A 17,525-nucleotide genomic window follows, 5' to 3' on the forward strand; every position below is an offset into this window, starting at 1 on the left:
GGGCTATAAAATTTCGTAATGAAAAGAAAGAACAATATTTGTTGCTATATTAAAACTGACTTAATTACTATTCTATTTGACATATAATCAGAAAATAATTTTAAGTTTTCAATTAAACTTTCTCGATTTATAAACCCGGGGGATATTATGAACAAATCAGAATCTTCTTTGTTTGTTGAAAAGGGATTGAAAATTATCGATCTTTGAGTCTTTGTCTGAAGACACAGCAGATATGTTAAAGAGCCAAATGGCAGGTGATTCGATCAGAAAGCCATCGGAACTTAAGACGCATATATATAAGGCTACTTTGTACTTAACTGGTTACTCTGTTTATTATGCATTTACCCTGGAAGTTGATGGGGCGAAAACTTTTCACGGACATGCGGGAGGATTAGGATTTCCAGGAAAAAGCGAATTTTCCGGTGAGTTTTTTTTCGATGTGGATGATATTAATATAATTTATCAGCAAGCAAGAGGCTTTGCCGCACTTATATCACCTGTAACTATTGCCATCGGTTTTTTAAATTCATCTTTAGATAAACTGGCACAGTTTAATGGCACTGGATTAGGAACAATATCTGCCACAATCACAGGTGGTGGTTATTGGGAATAATATACAGGATTTTAAGTGATAATTCTTTATGTTAAATATAAAAAAGGCTTCATTTGTGAATTGATGATTGTTGCCAAAACATAAATCAAAACCACGTCGTAATGAAGCCTATCTTCCTGTCTCGGCCTATTTAAGGCCTCAATAGCGCGATATTTTCTGCCGCGTTTTCTCGGTAAATCTGATAATCATCATTAATTCCAACGACGGATCACAATTGAGGTATTGATTCCACCAAAGGCAAAGTTATTGCTTTGGATAAACTCGGTTTGGATTTTACGCGGTTGATGCATAATGTAATCCAACTCACCACAGGCGGGATCAATCTCATTGAGATTGATTGTTGGGCAAACCAGCCTTCGTTCATCATTTCCAGGCTTAACCATGCTTCAAGGGCACCACAAGCCCCTAACGTATGACCGAAATAACTTTTCAGTGAAGAAATAGGTGTTTGATTGCCAAAAATATGGGTAGTCGCTTGGCTCTCTGCCACATCTCCCCGATCGGTTGCAGTACCATGGGCGCTGATGTAACCGATATCGGCTGGCTGTAATCCCGCTGATTTCAGTGCCATTTCAATGCATATCTGCATGGTTTCGGATTTTGGTTGGGTGATATGAGAAGCATCACAGTTAGTAGCAAATCCGATGATTTCACCGTAAATCTTGGCACCACGTGCTTTGGCGTGCTCCAAGTCTTCAAGGATCAATGTGCCTGCACCTTCACCAATCACCAGTCCATCACGATTAATATCAAAGGGAGAAGGTGTGGTTTTCGGTGCTTCATTTTTCTGGCTGGTGGCGAACAGCGTATCAAATACTGCCGCTTCGGATGGACACAACTCTTCTGCTCCACCTGCGACCATCACGGTTTGATAGCCGTGGCGGATAGCTTCCCACGCGTACCCAATCGCCTGACTGCCAGATGTACAGGCACTTGAGGTTGGGATCACTCTGCCACGTAAGCCAAAGAACAAACCCGTGTTGACGGCTGTCGTATGAGGCATCATTTGCACATAGGTTGTACCTGTGATGTTATTGGTATGCTTTTCAGTCAGCATGGTGGCAAATTCGCTAACGGGTTTGGTACTGCCCGTAGAAGAACCATAGGCAATACCTGTTTCTCCGTGAGTCAGTATTGGATCATTGAGTAAACCTGCCCTCTCTAAAGCCAGTTCTGTGGCGCGCGTTGACATCAGGGAAACACGCCCCATAGAACGAATGCGTTTGCGGGTATAATGTTCGGGTAAAATAAAATCCGTAACCGGCGCCCCAAGATGGGTATTAAGCCCATCATATTCTGCCCACGCTGGCATCTGTTGAACGGCATTAATGCCCGCTTTCAATTCCGCGGAAACAGATTGCCAATTGTGCCCCAATGCGGTAATACCGCCCATTCCCGTAATCACTACCCTGCGGGGCTGGAATATAGCATTGTGGTTCATAGCATCCCTCCGTTGATTGAGATGACTTGACGGGTTACATATCCCGCAATATCAGACATCAAGTAGCTAGCAAGACCAGCCACTTCTTCCACTTGTCCCATGCGTTTCATTGGGATCATATTCATCGCTTCTTTCAAAGCCATTTCTTCCATTTGAATCATGTCTGTCCCAATCAGGCCAGGTGCAATACAGTTCACGGTGATTTTTCTTTTCGCCAATTCGATTGCTAGCGCTTTTGTTGCTCCGATAATCCCGGCTTTAGCTGCGCTGTAATTGACTTGTCCGCGGTTGCCCATCAAACCAGACACCGACGATAAGGTGATGATACGTCCTCCTTGCCGTAAACCGATCATCGGCATGACGCAAGGATGGATAACATTGTAAAAGCCATCTAAATTGGTATGAATAACACTATCCCAGTCATTGCCTTCCAGTGTTGGGAAAGCGCCATCTTTGGCGATCCCTGCATTGCAGATGATGCCATAGTAAGCGCCGTGAGTTTCGATGTCCTTTTCCAGCTTTTCACGGCAGGTCATTCGATCCGAAACATTAAAAGAAAGAATACGGCCACTGCCTCCGTTTGCCTGAATGTGTTCCAGTGTCTCTTCCGCACCTTTAGCATCGCGGTGATAATGTACGATGACAGTAAAACCATCTGCCGCCAGTCGGCAGGCAATTGACCTACCTATCCCTTTGCTGGCACCGGTCACTAAAACTGAACGCATTATGCTACTCCATCCTGTTTATTGATTAGTTGTATGAGTTCTGTTTTGTTAGGTTGATAGGTGTTCAGGCGGCCTGTCACCAGTACGGTGCCATTGCAACTGATTTCACCTTCAAAACTGCCAATTTTTTCATCTTGCAGTAATAAATTCATTTGAATATCCAAAACACTGTTTGGTGTGAAAGCGGGTACTTGGCACCGTACTGCACGTCCGCCCAGTAACATGCCCAGGGCGGAATCTTCCTCTTTTCTTTCCTTGCGATGCCAGCCAGACCAGACCCCGATGGTTTGGGCCATGATTTCAATGGCAAACCAACCCGGCAGGTGGCCTTCTTCATTGAGGAAAGGGGATAAAACACCATCTTGGCTGACTGTGACCTGACAATGGACATAGTTGCTGGATACGTTGAGTACTTTTTCCAGTAACACCATGGGGGATTCATGTGGGAGATAACGATCTACTGGTAAATAATCAGGCATTATGCCACTCCCAAAATCAGGCTGGTATTGTTGCCACCAAAGGCAAAAGAATTTGACATGACAATCGGTTTTTTCAGTGGTTGTGATTGGGTTAGCAAACCACAGGCAGGCAGAGAGGTATCTATGCTTGAGCGTGAAAAATCCTGTGCAGGCAGTGGTAAGTGACGTGTTAGCAGTAACCAGCAAAGACCCGCTTCACAGGCACCTGCGGCGCCAAGAGTATGACCGGTTAAATACTTGGTGGAGCTGCATGGCGTGTTTTCACCAAAAATCTGATTGATGGCAATCGACTCCATCTGATCATTCAATTTTGTGCCTGTTCCGTGCAGGTTAATGTAACCGACTTCGGCTGGAGAGAGTCCGGCATTTCTCAGTGCCATATTGATAGCTTCAATGGCACCTTTCCCTTCAGGATGAGGGGCTGACATATGCCATGCATCACTTGATTCTCCTACGCCGAGTAAGGCTATCGGTTGGGGTTCTCGCGTTAGCAGCAGCAATGCAGAGGCCTCTCCAATAGTAATGCCCCGGCGATCCTCACAAAAGGGGGTACACAAGGTGGGAGAAATGGATTCCAGGCTATTGAAGCCATTGATTGGCATACGGCTCAATGTGTCTGCACCACCAACAATAGCGACATCTGCCAGCCCCATTTCAATCAGGCGTTGACCGCTGATAATCGCTCGTGAACTGGATGAACAGGCTGTGGAGAGGGTAAATGCAGGCCCATCAATGTTCAGGTAGCTGGCAAGAAAGCGGGAAGGATCGCCCAATTCTTGTTGGTAATAATGGTAATGTTCATTGGATTGCTGATGCATTGTGCGACTGACATGCTGATCACCTTCGTCGAGGCCGGATGTGCTGGTTCCCATAATGACAGCGACGCGTTCCCGACCATAGTGAGCGATGGCTTCGTCCACTTGTGGTTTTATTTGCATCAAGGCAGCCAGTAACAAGCGATTATTGCGGCTGTTGTGCCGAAACAGGCTGTCAGGAATGACGGGTAATTCAGCGTCAACACCGCCCAGGCAACAGGTTTTATCGGGTTGTAACCAGCCTGAACGCTCATACATACCCGGCGCTTGATTGAGCACGAGATTCTGTGCAATCTCATCCACATTATTGCCTAATGCATTGAGCATACCCACGGCAGAAATATAAATCATGTCTTACTCTTCTAAATGCTGAATGGCGATGTCATAACCGAAAACGAATTGCTGGACGCGAAATGGGCGTCGTTTGCCATTTTGGGTATCATAATGAATTTCTGTGATTAATTTTTCTTTTTTGTCATAGAGTTGGCGGAGATTATCGCTCTCTTTGAGTCTCCAACCATCAGGCAATCGATTTTGCCAAGCGGAAGCTGACCAGTAACTGAGCATAATATCGGCCAAGACTTGGTTGGCAGGGGGAAGTTCCGGCAAGACAATAGATTGTTCGGTATGAACACCATTTTTGTCGTAATCTAATTTGAATAACCGGATACCTAACGAAGACAGCCCTGCCAGTGACAGGTGTTGCTTATCAGCATTAAGCAGCACAATCAATGATTGTTGTTTGCCTTTTACGGTAGCTGTTAACAATTGCTGTTCATTAATAGCAGGCGTGATGGTTGGCTCCGGCAATAAAACACGGACACCTGGTTTCAGCCATGCACTGGGGGGGCCGTTTTGTGGTGCGTTCGTACAAGCTGCCAACAGGCAGGTCAAAGACAGGATGAGTAACCGTGTCATGATTGCTTTTCCCTTTTTTGGTGTTTCGCTATTGCCAGTGGTGATAGCAGGAAAGCCGTAAAGATCCCACTGCATAACACGATGCCAAAACTACTGATTGCCTGGGTGCTGCTGAACATCAACATGCCCAGTGTGAGCAATGAAGTACACATTGCTACGCTGATCGCTAATAGAGAGGTTAGCGGAGTACCACGAGGATTGCTGAAAAACAGGGTGTAGTTGATGCCAATACCCAGCACCAGAACCAGAGCTAATATTGAAAACAAGTTAAGGCTATGACCACTAAAACCGAGAACCGCCAGCCCACAGCCGAGGGACAGTAGTGATGGTAATATGCTGATGACGCCACGACGCAGGCCAAGCCGTACTATGTAACTGGTAGCGATCAGGATGACTGAACCTGCTAATAACCAGCCAAGTATGGTTCGATAGAATTGAAACATCTCATCGAAAGCCAGCTTGCGATCAACCCAACTGATCCCTTCCTGTTGTTCTGCCAATTGACGCATCAAAACACTGTTTTTAACGCCATTGACCGGGAGCAGAACGCCGCTGTGGCCATTTGGCAGGGTTATCCACATCAATCTCCAACCTTCACTAACTGTACTGTTAAGCCAGTCATTCGGCGTCACCGTCATAGCGTGAGTATCTGGTTGTTTCACTGTTAATCCTGCTTCTGTCAACCGAGCTACGATATTGGGTGTAGCCGCCTTGATCAGCGCAAGATCTTTGTGTTGTTGAGCAAGAGAGGAGAGAGGAAACCGTTGGTATTGGCTGATATTACCTTGCTGTTTTTCTGTATCCAATTTGGGGATAAAGGATTCCAGTCGTTGCAATGTTTGCTCTGCGTTATTGCCATAAATAACGAACCACTTCTGATCACTGCGCTGTCCGGTTAACGCGGAAATGTGTTTTTCTTGTTGATGGATGTCTTGTGGTAGCGCCTGTAATTGGGCAATGTCATCATTGATCTGCAAACGGGAAATTCCCAGTACTGCAAAAATCGCCAACATTATGGGTAATCCCATATAAAACAGCCGATTGCGTCTCCATAACGCCAGCCAGAGCATTAACATGATCATGGCCGGAATGGGGCGCACGGGCAGGTTTTTAGCAAGTCGGGGATACCAACAAATGACGGTTAAACAGGAAGCGGTTAACCCCGCAGCAGCAAACACCGCCAATTGGCGTAGGCCGGGAAAAGGTGCAAACATCATGATTAGATAGGCAATGACAGTGGTTGCCAATGTCATTAATAAGGCAGGCAAGACTTTCCGCATACTTTGCCATGACGTAATTTCCTGACCATGTACCATGCATTCTGTTAGATAGTAAATAGCGTAGTCAGCGGAAATGCCGATAATACTGATGCTCATCACCAACGTCATGAAATGCAGTTCGCCAAAGATCCCTAACGTCACGACAGTGCCTGCCAAAGCACCGATACTGATGGAGAGAGTGCACAGCAAGAAAGGTTTCAGGGAGCGAAAAACAATGTAGATGAGTAGCAATACACCGAGCACTGTGGCGCTGCCCAATGTTGAAATATCATGTTTTGCTTGTTGGATAGCGTAATCGCTGTAAAACAGGGTACCCCGTGAAATCACTTTAGCATCAGGAAATTGAGTTTCCAGTGACTGCTGTAACTGACTCAACTCAGTGACAGCATGATGGCTTTGCTGCATATCAAAGGAAGCGTTTTTTAGCTCTCCATGAAGTAAGTACCAGCTTCTTCCCGAATTATCTTTGGCAACTAACCAGCCACTTTGAAGCCGTAATTGACTGGATGTCTGCTGGAGTGCTAGTTGTGAGCCTCTGACCAGCATGAAGGGATCATTATTGAGTTCTTTTCCACTGACACCAGAAAAGGCGGAATAAATCTGAGATAAGATCCAGTTTGCTTGCTGATTACCATCATTTTTCAGTCTGTCACGGGTAGCAGGATCGAGCATTGCATTACGGTGTTCATAGTAAAAACGTCCCCATGCTTGTTGTTGTTCTGCTGTCATTGGCCCTTTGACATTGGTCAGAAACGGCGTTTTTTGCAAATGTTCCAGCCAGTATTGTGCAGGGGCAATATCCTCGTTTTTTCCCGGACTGACCATCCACACCAATTGGCGATCAAGACGTTGCATGAACTCTTCTTGCAAGGCGGGAGGTATGTTTCCCGCACTTTGGGCCGGCAATAATGCCAATACGCTGGTGGACAGGCGAGATTGAGGTAACAAGACGGCCAGCAATATCAGCAGGATAGTGCATGTTAACAACCAGAGTAGTGCCAGCCGACGCGGCTCAGAATTTGAAGTGTTGCTTTTCTTCATGACTCAGCGTCTCTGGTGTTAATTGGTGTTGGGTAAAAGAGAGTTCTGTGCGATCTCCCTGGCGATCAGTCAGTAAAATAGCATCAAGGTGAGTTTGACCGTTTAGCGTAATCGCCGTGAAAAGTTTATCCAAAGGAGATGTTTTGGGTGTCAGTACCAAGCGCCATTTTTCCTGCCCAAGGTCGTTGAATTCGATTTTGAAATTTTCTTCCAGCACAGCCCGATCGGCCTGAAACAGCGCTCGCATCAGATGGTTGAACTGAAACAGTTGTGGATTAGAATCCGCGGTGACCACTTGGGGAGTTTGCCCTGGCATGGCTTGTACCATATGGTTGTCATCCAGTAACAGTGTCAGTGGAAACGGTTTTTGCTGATGCCACCATAGCCCTTTATGTTGTGAAACCAGCATTTGACCGCTGGAAGACAGGGGTTGAGACATACCTTGAATTTGCCGCACTTGTGTGAAGTGCGCTCGCACAATGGGTTGGTGGGCAAACCGCTGTTGTAATTCCTCAAGGGTGATGGCATATGCCATATTATTGATTGTCATGAAGCTTGCTGTCAGGAACAACAATATCCAGCGCCATTTTTTCACGGCTTGACCCCCATACGTTCGAATAGAATATCTGGGCTGATAAAGCCCATTTCCTGTGTTTCTTTAGAAACGGCAACCTGAATGGTGTAGCCTACAGTTGTTTTTTCGCCGCTTGCTGCATCAAAAACTTGATAAGCAATTTTCAGGCGGTTTTCAAATTCTTCGATGGCAGCTCTGATGCGTATTTTTTGTTCAAAGAGTACGGGGGCGCGATACTTGATTTTGGCGTCAACGACAGGCCAAATGTAGCCGGATTCACGCATTTCTCGATAACCATAATTGAGTTGATTCATCAGGGCTTCACGGGCAATTTCAAAATAGCGAAAGTAATTTCCATGCCAAACAACGCCCATGGGATCAGCATCATGAAATGGCACTGTTAATTCAACCTCGGCAGTAAAACGAGGATCAGTCAGCATTTTTTATTCCTTATTGGTTCGGGCAGACGGCAATTGCCAAAAATCGAAAAAATTAAACCAATCTAGCGGGGATTGCAGGGCATAATGTTCCAGTCGGGAAGCGTAGAGATCCACAGCTTGCTGCAAAGCTTGTTCTCTCTGTTTACGTGGCAATTCAAGGGGATTGGCAAAATGCTCACAATAAATTTTGAATTGGTTATTTTGCCGAAGAGCGAACATCAGCAGCACAGGGCAGTGCAACACGGAAGCGAGGACAAATGGCCCTTGCGGAAAGGGGGCAGAATAGCCAAGGAATTGACTCCATACGATGCGTTGAGTGTTGCCTCTGGAAGGATTAACGGCAATCCGATCACCGACAATGGCTACCCATTCGCCAGCGTCAATTTTTTCTTTCAGCATGATAGCGGTATCAGCCCCTACATCCGTGACTGGCAATAAATTGATCCCCGCTTGAGGTGAAATTTCTTCAATGATCTGTTTGAAACGTTGAGCATGTTCAGTGAAAACCAGTGCATTGATAGTCTGTTTACCCGCTTGTTGTGCCAGTGCCCGGCAGACTTCAATATCTCCCAAATGCGAAACCAACAACAATTTCCCGCCTGAATTGTCATCCAAAAATGTTTGTTCTGCGCCCTCCGCAAATTCAATATCTTTTCCCCATTTCAAGTCACCACGCCAGCTGGCGATTTTATCCAGCATGGCCTGGCCAAAACGCAGGTAATGGCGGTAACTATTAAGGCCTTGTGGAGTAGCGATACCTCTGTGTTGCAAGGTTTGTTTCAGTCTCTCAAGATATTGGCTGGATGCCTGGCGTTGTAGACCGCCAGTTAGCCAGAAATAACCAACAACAGGATAAAGCAACCATTCAAAAGGCTTGCGTCCAAACCATCGGTAAACCGCTAGCATGAACTTCATGCCAAGCAGCCCCTTACGCTCTTGAATATCTGACCAATGGTAGCGCTTACGCCATAAATGGTAGCGCTTACGCCATAATAGTGAAGGAATGCGTGGTAACATGCTGAAAAACAGGCGGGTATGCATCCATGAGATGCTAAGGTTATCCTTCAACGCATCAAAATGGGATAGGCCATTTTCAGGATAAGTGACTTTTGTTGGCACAAATTTACTTTCTGTTCCCTGCCAATAAAGCCGCACCATGATTTCGATATCAAAATCCATGCGATAACCGACATCTTTGTCAGCCAACAGTTGTAGCGTAGGTGCCAGTGGATAGACACGAAAGCCACACATACTGTCTTTAATAGACAAAGAAAGGGTTTCCACCCAAACCCAGACATGGGTGATATAGCGTCCATAAAGGCGGGATTTGGGTACGGAAGCATCATATTGCGGGCTACCGGAAATCAAGTGATCGGGATACTGACGTGCCTTTGCCAAAAACAGGGGAATATCTTCCAGGCAATGTTGACCATCGGCATCAACTTGTAAAACATGGCTGTACCCTGAATCCGCTGCTGCCCGCATTCCTGCCATGACTGCACCACCTTTGCCCTGATTATGTTCAAGGCGGATAAGTGTTACATCAGGAACGGTTTGTGCTAAATCTTCGAGGCGATGTTGAGTCTCAACTTCACTGCCATCATCCACGATAAAACAGTGGAGATGATAAGGGGATAACCTTTCCAATACCGCAGGCATGGTCGCGCCGTGATTATAACAAGGAATAACCACACAAGGCGTAATTGTATTTACGCTCAACGACATAGCTTTATTTTTCCTTGGCTTGCTGTTTGGCCTTCGTTTCCATTCTGGGTTTCTAAGTCATAATGGAAGGCCAGCAAGTGTTTTTTTTCATCCCATTTGATGTTCAATAGCAGTTTGTTGCCTGGTTGCAAAGGACGCTGGAATTTCACCATTTCAATCGAAGAAAAAGACCAGCCTGGTGTCAGCAGGGGTTGGGCATAATGCATGACCCAATCGATTTGCGCCACGCCCGGCAGAAGTGGCTGAATGGGAAAATGTCCTCGGAACCAATCCAAATTGGGATCTAAATACAGTTGTACAATGACCTCATTGGGGGCAGGTTGCTCGCGATGAATTTCAATGGGTTTCATTAAATAGTTCCTGTAATGCAGGCCATGAACGCTTGCTTTGGGCATTTAAGGGAATGGCTTCAACGACTCGCCAATAACGTGGCAATGCGACAGACTCCAGCCAAGGTTTTAACTGATGACGCCAATCTTGTGACAGTTCGTGAATTCCTTGCTGTTGATAACGTTTGCCAGTTTCGTGATCTAACACGACTACCGCACCAATGCTATTGCGTTTACCTCGATTAATCGGCAATACCGCCGCGTCAGCGATCCCTGAAATTTCACACAGACGGCGTTCGATTTCTGACAGGGAAATGCGTTTTTCTTCAATTTTCACCAGCCGATCTCGGCGCCCTAATAGAGCAAAATTACCCTGGCTATCGAAGGCAAACTGATCATCCAGAATCAGACCAAAAGGCTCAGGAAGAAGAGGAGAATAGACACGCACATTCTTTTCTTCATCTTCCTGGAATGACACTTCTTCAAATGTGGTCCAGACTGCATTGTCCGTTTTACGGTTTCGCCAGGCCATTATGCCTGTTTCGGTACATCCATAAATTTCATTAGGAGGCGTGTTGAACCACTGCATTGCTTTTTCCGCATCGGCAAAATGCAAAAGCCCACCCGCAGAAACGACAAACGTGCAATCAGGACCGGGGAGTTTGTCATCAAGCCGTTGTAGGAAGGCTGGACTACTGATCAGTGCACAGCGTGGGCTATTGGTAAGCTGCTCAGGAAATTCTACTATCTTGCGATCAAATGTTAAGCCCAGTGACATGGGTAGCCAGATGCGGAATGTTAAACCATATAAATGCTGATGGCTGACCGAAGCTCTGACAATGCAGGATTGTAGCTTGTCTCCCCACAGAGAAGCCAGCCATTGGGATTCAAGATCCATGACGGCAATAGGCTTGATCACTTGTTGAGGAATGCCTGTCGAACCAGAAGTGAACATCACCAAAGAGGCATCTGGTGAGATGGCTGGTAATGTGATGTTAGGTAAAGTTTTTTCTGTCGTATCCATTTCTGGATTAGACGATGTAATCTGCCAGCAAGGACAAGATAAGCTCAGAGGTAAATCCGTCAATACACCATCAAAAAGAGGTTGCTGCTCCTGTAATTGGGCTTCGCGACAATGACCCGGAATGACAGGAATTTTGCCGGCATGAAGTGTTGCCAGCAAGGCGACACAGAAGTCATAGCTATCTTCAAAACACAAAGCCCAGCGGGAAGCTGCGCGTTTTGGCTCTGTTATGTGCAGGTTTTTCAGGCGTAAATATAATGCGGTGACATCCTGCCGAAGTTTCTTCAGGCTGGCAGGGTGATTGCCCCAACTGACCAGCCGCTGGAGACCATTATCCTCTGATAGCCATTGGGATAGAGGTTGTGCTTTCATCATTTTTTTACCCGTTGGCGTACCAGCCATTCAATGGAAATGAGTAATCCAATTAATAAATAGCTCACCATTCCGTTCCATAATGTCCACAGGGTCATATTGTTATACAGGCAAGTTCCGAGTGACACTGTGCCATTGAATATAAAGAACAAGCACCAGATGTAAGTGACCTTGCGTGTATAGATAATACCCTTTGGGGGTAAATTAGGTTCTTTGATCCGGGCTATCCTTTCAATGATAGGAGGCCCGTAACGTAATGAGCTGCTAAACAGAATCAGTAGAACAGCATTAACAACCACGGGGTAGTACATAAGAAGTTGGTGGTTGCGCAGAAACAGGCTGGCTAAACCCAGGGTTATCCCTGCTATGGATAATACCCAACTGGTTTTCTGCTGACTGTAGGCCTGATGTTTGTTCGACAGTAATCGCAAAATAAAAAATAGAATAATAACAATCAACATGGCATGAAATTGTCCGTAGTTAACCATCGCCCAGACTAAAAAAGGCCAGGCGATTAACATTACGGTATTGGCAATACGGAGCAATAACATCAATGAACTACCCACATGTTTGTCGTTTTTTTCTACTTTTCTGAGGGTTTATTGCTGATTATTGTTCTTGCAACAATTGTTCCACAGCATCCACGACATCCTGCACGGTGCGAACAGACTTGAATGCTTCAGGTTTGATTTTTCGCCCAGTTTTCTTTTGCAAATGTACAACCATATCAACGGCATCAATGCTATCTAACTCCAGATCTTCATAGAGCCGTGATTCAGGCGTAATGTCTTCGGGAGATAGCTCAAACAATTGAACCAGTAGCTGGGAGACTTCCTGAAAAATCGCTTGTTTTTCCATGGTGACACCTGTTCTTATGCTTGTTGTGACTGGATGTAAGACGCCAGCGAGGCGACAGAAGTGAAGTGTTGGCGCATCTCTTCACTTTCAGAAGATAATACGATGCCATAACGATTTTTTACTGCCAGTCCCAGTTCCAAAGCATCGATAGAGTCTAAACCTAAACCGTCGCCAAACAGGGCGGCATCGGTTTCAATATCCGCAGGTGTAATATCTTCCAGATTCAGGACGTCTATAATTAATTGTTTTATTTCAATATGTAACTCTTGCATCATCGTATCCGACATCTATTAATTTGATGGTGTTAGTAATTGAGTAAGTTGACGATTAAGTTGGCGGGCAGCGATGGCATGCCCGTTTTCTGTATCAACCGCGAAATTTTCATTGGTGAGTTGTTCACCAATCGTGATCGTATAAATGGGTTTTTTCGGAGGGATTTGATACCACTTGCTTTTTTTGTCCAGCATTCTTTGGCTGCAAGTGATATGTATGATCCGTAAATCACATTCACATCGCACAGCGATATTTGCAGCCCCACGTTGCAGTGACATTGACTGACCCGGTGTCGTGCGGGTTCCTTCTGGGAAGATCAAGATATTGTGACCAGAAGATAGTCGCTCGCGACAGACAGGAAGCAAAGTTTCTGCATCACTGTTTACCGGGTAACGTGCAGAACGAATTACGCCACTGATAAAAGGATTGCGCAGTAATGCAGATTTTACGATGCAATCTATATCTGATAGTGCCGATGCCAAAATAACGTAATCCAGCAAAGTAGGGTGATTAGCAACAATCAAACAGCCTTTATCCGCACGGATTTTATCCAACCCATTGAAATGATAATCCAGTACCCCTAATTTTTTGGTCAAAAAAAGAAACAGACGAAAACTCAATGAAATGCTGTAGCGTGCAAGATGGCAGCGTTTATCTTCATTGCGTTGGAAAACCAACAACAAATTAAACCAAATAAGAGAGAGGAGTAACCCACCTAGGCCAAATAGGGTAAAACACAACCCGGTCATGAGCAGACGCCAGAGCCAGTTAGTGCGTTCAATGATATTGATTGAAATCCTTTTCATCATCCTATCGGCTCCAACTCCACTGGCAATAATCTCCTGAAACAATGAAATTCTGTTCGCCTCGTAACCAGTTACGAAGAAACTGGAGGCTTTGAGGAAGACTCGGTTCTGTTTCCACTGAAAATTGCTTTGTACAATGCAAGCCAGTACCTTGCTCCAGGAGCAGAGCTACCGCAAAGGGATAGGTTGGGGTCTTGGCATCGATGACATTGTGATAAAAGCAGGGGATCTCTCCCTCAAAATCGACAAGCAGAACTTTACGATGACCCGCATGAAGCAGTGTTAACGCTTCAAATAGTCCTTGCTGGAAACTGTCAATACCTGCCGAAACGGAAGAGGAAACCAGAGGCATCTTAGCGACAATAGTTAAATTACCGACAGAGGAGTTATGAACTGACATGGTAAAATTGGTTGGCGAAACATTCTCTTTGTGCGCCAGATTCTGCAATATCTGGTAATTACGTTCCAACTCGCCATGACGGCTGGTATAGACAATGGCATCGACTTGATTGCGACGTAGGATGCTCAAGCCACAATCCACAGCAAGGCGACTGCCGGAGCTTAAGCGGCGAGCTGTCATCATCGGTAATTGGGTGCATTTCTCTACTGACCGTGATTGATCAATAGTGACTGGTAATGTTGCAGACCATTTCTTCCACTCATCAATATGAGAAAGTCCAGGAGCGATGGCTTGCCAGTCTGTAATATCCAATGTCAATTTCATGAAATACCATCTGTTACTGTTTTTTGCAGATCAGTAATGTGTGGCCCAAACCTAACTGATCTATTTGGTTTTCTATAACCAATCCAGCCTTATTGAGGAATTGGGTAAAATCATTAATGCTGTAAAAACGACTATTACCATTTGCCATACAAGTAAAATAGAGCGAGGTAGCATTAAGACTATAAGCTGCTGCTTCAAAAGGCTGGCAGTCCCAAAACAGCTCCATGATACAAATTCGAGCATCAGGTTTCATCGCTGCGGAGATTTTGCGTAAAATGCCTATAATTTGTGTTTCGGAAAAACAATCAAGGAAGGGGTTCATCCACCAAAGGGGGGGTCTGTGGGTAAATTGTTATCCGATAACATGTCAACAGGATGGCCGAAAATACGATCAGCCATTCCCTGGCTGCGTATATTTTCTTCAGCCAATTTTATTTGCTGGGGTAAATCCAGAATAGTGACACAGACTTTACTGTCATATTGACAACAGCGCAATGCCCATTTTCCTGTATTGCCACCAACATCATAAATCACTTTAGGATCCATGGAGAAAACTGTTTTCAATGCTGCATTAAAGGCGGAATCAGAATAAAAATGGTCAAATGAAAACCAACTTGTTTTCGCAGGTTCGGGTAGTTGGCTTAGGGCAGGGTAAATAGTTGACCATTCACCGAACACTTTTAATCCAGCAGGCTTATTTTAATTTTCACATATATCCAGATATCCAATAGGTCTATAGCCAGAACACAAAAAAGCCTATCTCATCAGGATGCTTTCATTGATTGGGATAGGCTCTAAAGTAAGTGTTTATTTATTAGTCAGCAGGGATAAATTTAACTGAATGTCTCTATCTAGGTTATTGACCCAACGGTTATAGTTGCGGTGAATTTTTCCGTCACCCTCTCTTAGTTTATGGCTCTTGACATAATTGATAGAGTAGTTTTTGGCGGTATAGTTGATGCGTATTTGCACGTCATGCTTACGATTTTTCAGTAAGCCATTAATAACCCCAGGAGAGACTTCAGTCATTATCCACTTGCGGTTCTTACCTGCTTCCAATATTGCTTTTTTTACGGAAGGTAGGGAATTTTGTGTCACGATGGTGGTTTGGGGAGTTAATATCGGTACGTTACGAGCACAGCCTGCAAGAGAGACAATGCAAGCCAGACTGATTAATAGCTTATATGAAGTTTTCATTATTTTTCTCATGGTAAATAAGACAATATAGATTGTGAAATAGTTACGTTGCGCAGAATAGTTTAAATAAATTCCAACAATACTGCTACATCTATCACTTCATTATAGATTTTATTGAGAGTGTTGCTGAGTGATAAAAAGGTTAATAATAATAACTATGGTTATTTATGAAATTAATATTTCAATATGAGTATTGATGTTTTTTGCCATAAATAATCAATGAAACAAATTTATTCATATCATGAAAGAAAATATGTACTCAATAAATTTCAAGTGGCAGTGCCAGATTAATGCCGCTTACCCCAATTATCGGCAAGGATACACTTTGGCGTGGTATAAGGATCTCGGACGCTTCAAAAGCCTGCTAATGTTATTAACATAACAATGAGGTGTAATGATGAAATTGAAACCCACCAAACGCCACTATTCCGCTGAATTTAAGCTGGAAGCGGTTCAACAGGTTGTTCTCCATCAGCAGCGGCTTTGCAAGGTCAACTTGACCAATGAAAACATGGCCATCACGTAGTTGCCCAATGGGAAGTCTGCGGATAAAACCCCCGCCCAGCGTCAGATTGACGCCGCTTACCCGGAATTTCTTGACCACTACAAACAATTTCAGTGATAGAATTAAGGCCATCGGGTTAACCGCCCGGTAGCCTTTAACATTTAGAGGTGAGCAATTTCTTTACTATCTGGAATGAATGAAGAAGATAAAAGAAGAATTCTTTTTCAATTATCAGAACAGGAAAGATTAAAATAGCTACGAGGAATATATGACAATTATTTTTTGTAATACTGGTTGGATGGAACATTATGACGGAATTGATGGCGATTTTCTTCGAGATGGTGGCTCTTATAATGAAGAGAACACAGGCCTTGAGGTCTGTAATTTCACTAATGTGAATGGTTATGTCTATGGATATGTTCAATCACCTGGTAAAATTAATATAGAGAGGCTAGGGGCTGGTAAATTTGATAACAAAATTGATAATATCACAGTTGTTTGGCTCGCTCGCCATGAACGTGGCGGAACGGTTGTTGTTGGTTGGTATAAAAATGCGACTGTATATCGTGAACCACAGAAATTAGACACACCCTCTGAAAAGCAGAAAAGAAACGATATAAATATATATCGTATAAAGGCATTATGGGATGATGCCTTTTTATTACCTGTTGAAAAACGCACTCTACTAATACCTAGAAAAGTAGAAGGAGGAATTGGACAAAGCCTTATTTGGTATGCAGATAAGCCTGAGAGTAAAGAGCATGTTAAAAAAGTTCACGATTTAATTGATGGTCGTGGAACAAATAATAATATTCCAAATATTGATCTGGATTATTTTGGAGTTGAAGGTAATCCACGTTTGCGATTGCATATTATGAGAGAAAGAAACTCCGGCCTTGTTAATAAAAAGAAAGAAAGCGTTTTAGATGAAAAAGGAACTCTAAAATGTGAAGTATGCAATTTTGATTTTCTTGAGTTTTATGGTGATGTTGGTAAAGGTTTTTGTGAAGTTCACCATTTAAACCCATTGCATAAAAGTGATGGTGAAACTAGAACTGAATTATCTGATTTAGCGATAGTTTGTTCTAACTGTCATAGAATGATACATAGAAAAGATCCCATGATTTCAATTAAAGATTTATCCAAAATAATTAACCAAAAAAGATAAATTTTGTATAATTATTACTCTGTGTTTTGATTAGGTAAATGTTAATCAGATTGTTTTAGCTTACATTTACCTATTTTTAGATTAGTAGCAATCAATATACGAGATCGTGAGGATTCCTGTATAAGGTTTTATACAAAATGGGTTATTATTTTTAATAATTAGTTATAAGTAATCTATCACTACTAATAATCAATAATACATAGTGATAAAAATGAAAA

General features: G+C 43.9%; 19 protein-coding genes and 2 pseudogenes. 2 read left to right on the forward strand and 19 right to left on the reverse strand.

Going from position 1 to position 17,525, the window contains the following annotated elements:
• Positions 1-211: 211 nt before the first annotated feature.
• On the forward strand, positions 212-613 hold the full coding sequence (locus ACSJJG_RS02405) for a VapA/VapB family virulence-associated protein (RefSeq protein WP_481088345.1): 402 nt from the start codon (positions 212-214) through the stop codon (positions 611-613).
• A gap of 191 nt (positions 614-804) precedes the next feature.
• Here the strand turns inward: ACSJJG_RS02405 and ACSJJG_RS02410 are convergent.
• From ACSJJG_RS02410 to ACSJJG_RS02500, 19 genes and pseudogenes are all read right to left on the reverse strand, one after another.
• Positions 805-2,054 (reverse strand): annotated as a pseudogene (locus tag ACSJJG_RS02410) (beta-ketoacyl-ACP synthase).
• Positions 2,051-2,782 carry a 3-ketoacyl-ACP reductase FabG2 gene (locus ACSJJG_RS02415; protein ID WP_481090353.1) on the reverse strand — a complete coding sequence of 244 codons (732 nt, stop codon included), beginning with the start codon at positions 2,780-2,782 and terminating at the stop codon, positions 2,051-2,053. The pseudogene ACSJJG_RS02410 and the gene ACSJJG_RS02415 overlap by 4 nt, the downstream one beginning before the upstream one ends.
• Positions 2,779-3,258, reverse strand: coding sequence for a hotdog family protein (locus ACSJJG_RS02420; protein WP_481088346.1), 480 nt, complete (start codon positions 3,256-3,258; stop codon positions 2,779-2,781). Before ACSJJG_RS02420 ends, ACSJJG_RS02415 begins: the two co-directional genes overlap by 4 nt.
• Positions 3,258-4,424 carry a beta-ketoacyl-[acyl-carrier-protein] synthase family protein gene (locus ACSJJG_RS02425; RefSeq protein WP_481088347.1) on the reverse strand — a complete coding sequence of 389 codons (1,167 nt, stop codon included), beginning with the start codon at positions 4,422-4,424 and terminating at the stop codon, positions 3,258-3,260. The genes ACSJJG_RS02420 and ACSJJG_RS02425 overlap by 1 nt, the downstream gene beginning before the upstream one ends.
• Positions 4,425-4,427: 3 nt before the next feature.
• Entirely contained in the window at positions 4,428-4,991 is a 564-nt protein-coding gene (locus ACSJJG_RS02430) for a DUF3261 domain-containing protein (protein ID WP_481088348.1), read from the reverse strand.
• Entirely contained in the window at positions 4,988-7,312 is a 2,325-nt protein-coding gene (locus tag ACSJJG_RS02435) for an MMPL family transporter (protein ID WP_481088349.1), read from the reverse strand. The genes ACSJJG_RS02430 and ACSJJG_RS02435 overlap by 4 nt, the downstream gene beginning before the upstream one ends.
• Complete coding sequence (locus ACSJJG_RS02440; RefSeq protein WP_481090354.1) at positions 7,284-7,862, reverse strand: LolA family protein; 579 nt, start codon at positions 7,860-7,862, stop codon at positions 7,284-7,286. The genes ACSJJG_RS02435 and ACSJJG_RS02440 overlap by 29 nt, the downstream gene beginning before the upstream one ends.
• Before the next feature lie 41 nt (positions 7,863-7,903).
• The gene (locus tag ACSJJG_RS02445; RefSeq protein WP_481088350.1) at positions 7,904-8,326 is read right to left on the reverse strand and encodes an acyl-CoA thioesterase; all 423 of its coding nucleotides are present in this window, start codon (positions 8,324-8,326) and stop codon (positions 7,904-7,906) included.
• A gap of 3 nt (positions 8,327-8,329) precedes the next feature.
• Positions 8,330-10,051 (reverse strand): glycosyltransferase family 2 protein, encoded by a 1,722-nt coding sequence (locus ACSJJG_RS02450; protein ID WP_481088351.1) that lies wholly within the window; start codon positions 10,049-10,051, stop codon positions 8,330-8,332.
• A complete protein-coding gene (locus tag ACSJJG_RS02455; protein WP_481088352.1) occupies positions 10,042-10,401 on the reverse strand; it encodes an ApeI family dehydratase in 360 nt (119 codons plus the stop codon). The genes ACSJJG_RS02450 and ACSJJG_RS02455 overlap by 10 nt, the downstream gene beginning before the upstream one ends.
• Entirely contained in the window at positions 10,388-11,779 is a 1,392-nt protein-coding gene (locus tag ACSJJG_RS02460; RefSeq protein WP_481088353.1) for an acyl-CoA synthetase family protein, read from the reverse strand. The genes ACSJJG_RS02455 and ACSJJG_RS02460 overlap by 14 nt, the downstream gene beginning before the upstream one ends.
• Positions 11,776-12,327 carry a COG4648 family protein gene (locus tag ACSJJG_RS02465; RefSeq protein ID WP_481090355.1) on the reverse strand — a complete coding sequence of 184 codons (552 nt, stop codon included), beginning with the start codon at positions 12,325-12,327 and terminating at the stop codon, positions 11,776-11,778. Before ACSJJG_RS02465 ends, ACSJJG_RS02460 begins: the two co-directional genes overlap by 4 nt.
• A gap of 58 nt (positions 12,328-12,385) precedes the next feature.
• Positions 12,386-12,634 (reverse strand): acyl carrier protein, encoded by a 249-nt coding sequence (locus ACSJJG_RS02470; protein ID WP_374052459.1) that lies wholly within the window; start codon positions 12,632-12,634, stop codon positions 12,386-12,388.
• Between the two features lie 14 nt (positions 12,635-12,648).
• Positions 12,649-12,906, reverse strand: a complete 258-nt coding sequence (locus tag ACSJJG_RS02475; RefSeq protein WP_285808665.1) for a phosphopantetheine-binding protein — start codon at positions 12,904-12,906, stop codon at positions 12,649-12,651.
• Between the two features lie 18 nt (positions 12,907-12,924).
• On the reverse strand, positions 12,925-13,716 hold the full coding sequence (locus ACSJJG_RS02480; RefSeq protein ID WP_481088354.1) for a lysophospholipid acyltransferase family protein: 792 nt from the start codon (positions 13,714-13,716) through the stop codon (positions 12,925-12,927).
• Position 13,717: 1 nt separating this feature from the next.
• Complete coding sequence (locus ACSJJG_RS02485; protein WP_481088355.1) at positions 13,718-14,437, reverse strand: beta-ketoacyl synthase chain length factor; 720 nt, start codon at positions 14,435-14,437, stop codon at positions 13,718-13,720.
• Between the two features lie 13 nt (positions 14,438-14,450).
• Positions 14,451-15,133: pseudogene (locus ACSJJG_RS02490) on the reverse strand (methyltransferase); the annotation flags it as partial.
• A 111-nt stretch (positions 15,134-15,244) separates the two neighbouring features.
• Positions 15,245-15,634, reverse strand: coding sequence for a hypothetical protein (locus ACSJJG_RS02495; RefSeq protein WP_481088356.1), 390 nt, complete (start codon positions 15,632-15,634; stop codon positions 15,245-15,247).
• A 373-nt stretch (positions 15,635-16,007) separates the two neighbouring features.
• The gene (locus ACSJJG_RS02500) at positions 16,008-16,271 is read right to left on the reverse strand and encodes a hypothetical protein (RefSeq protein ID WP_189758694.1); all 264 of its coding nucleotides are present in this window, start codon (positions 16,269-16,271) and stop codon (positions 16,008-16,010) included.
• A 136-nt stretch (positions 16,272-16,407) separates the two neighbouring features.
• On the opposite strand from ACSJJG_RS02500, the gene ACSJJG_RS02505 reads away from it, so the two are divergent.
• On the forward strand, positions 16,408-17,307 hold the full coding sequence (locus ACSJJG_RS02505; RefSeq protein WP_189758693.1) for an HNH endonuclease: 900 nt from the start codon (positions 16,408-16,410) through the stop codon (positions 17,305-17,307).
• Positions 17,308-17,525 lie beyond the last annotated feature (218 nt).

The organism is Xenorhabdus sp. SGI 60, assembly GCF_056632175.1.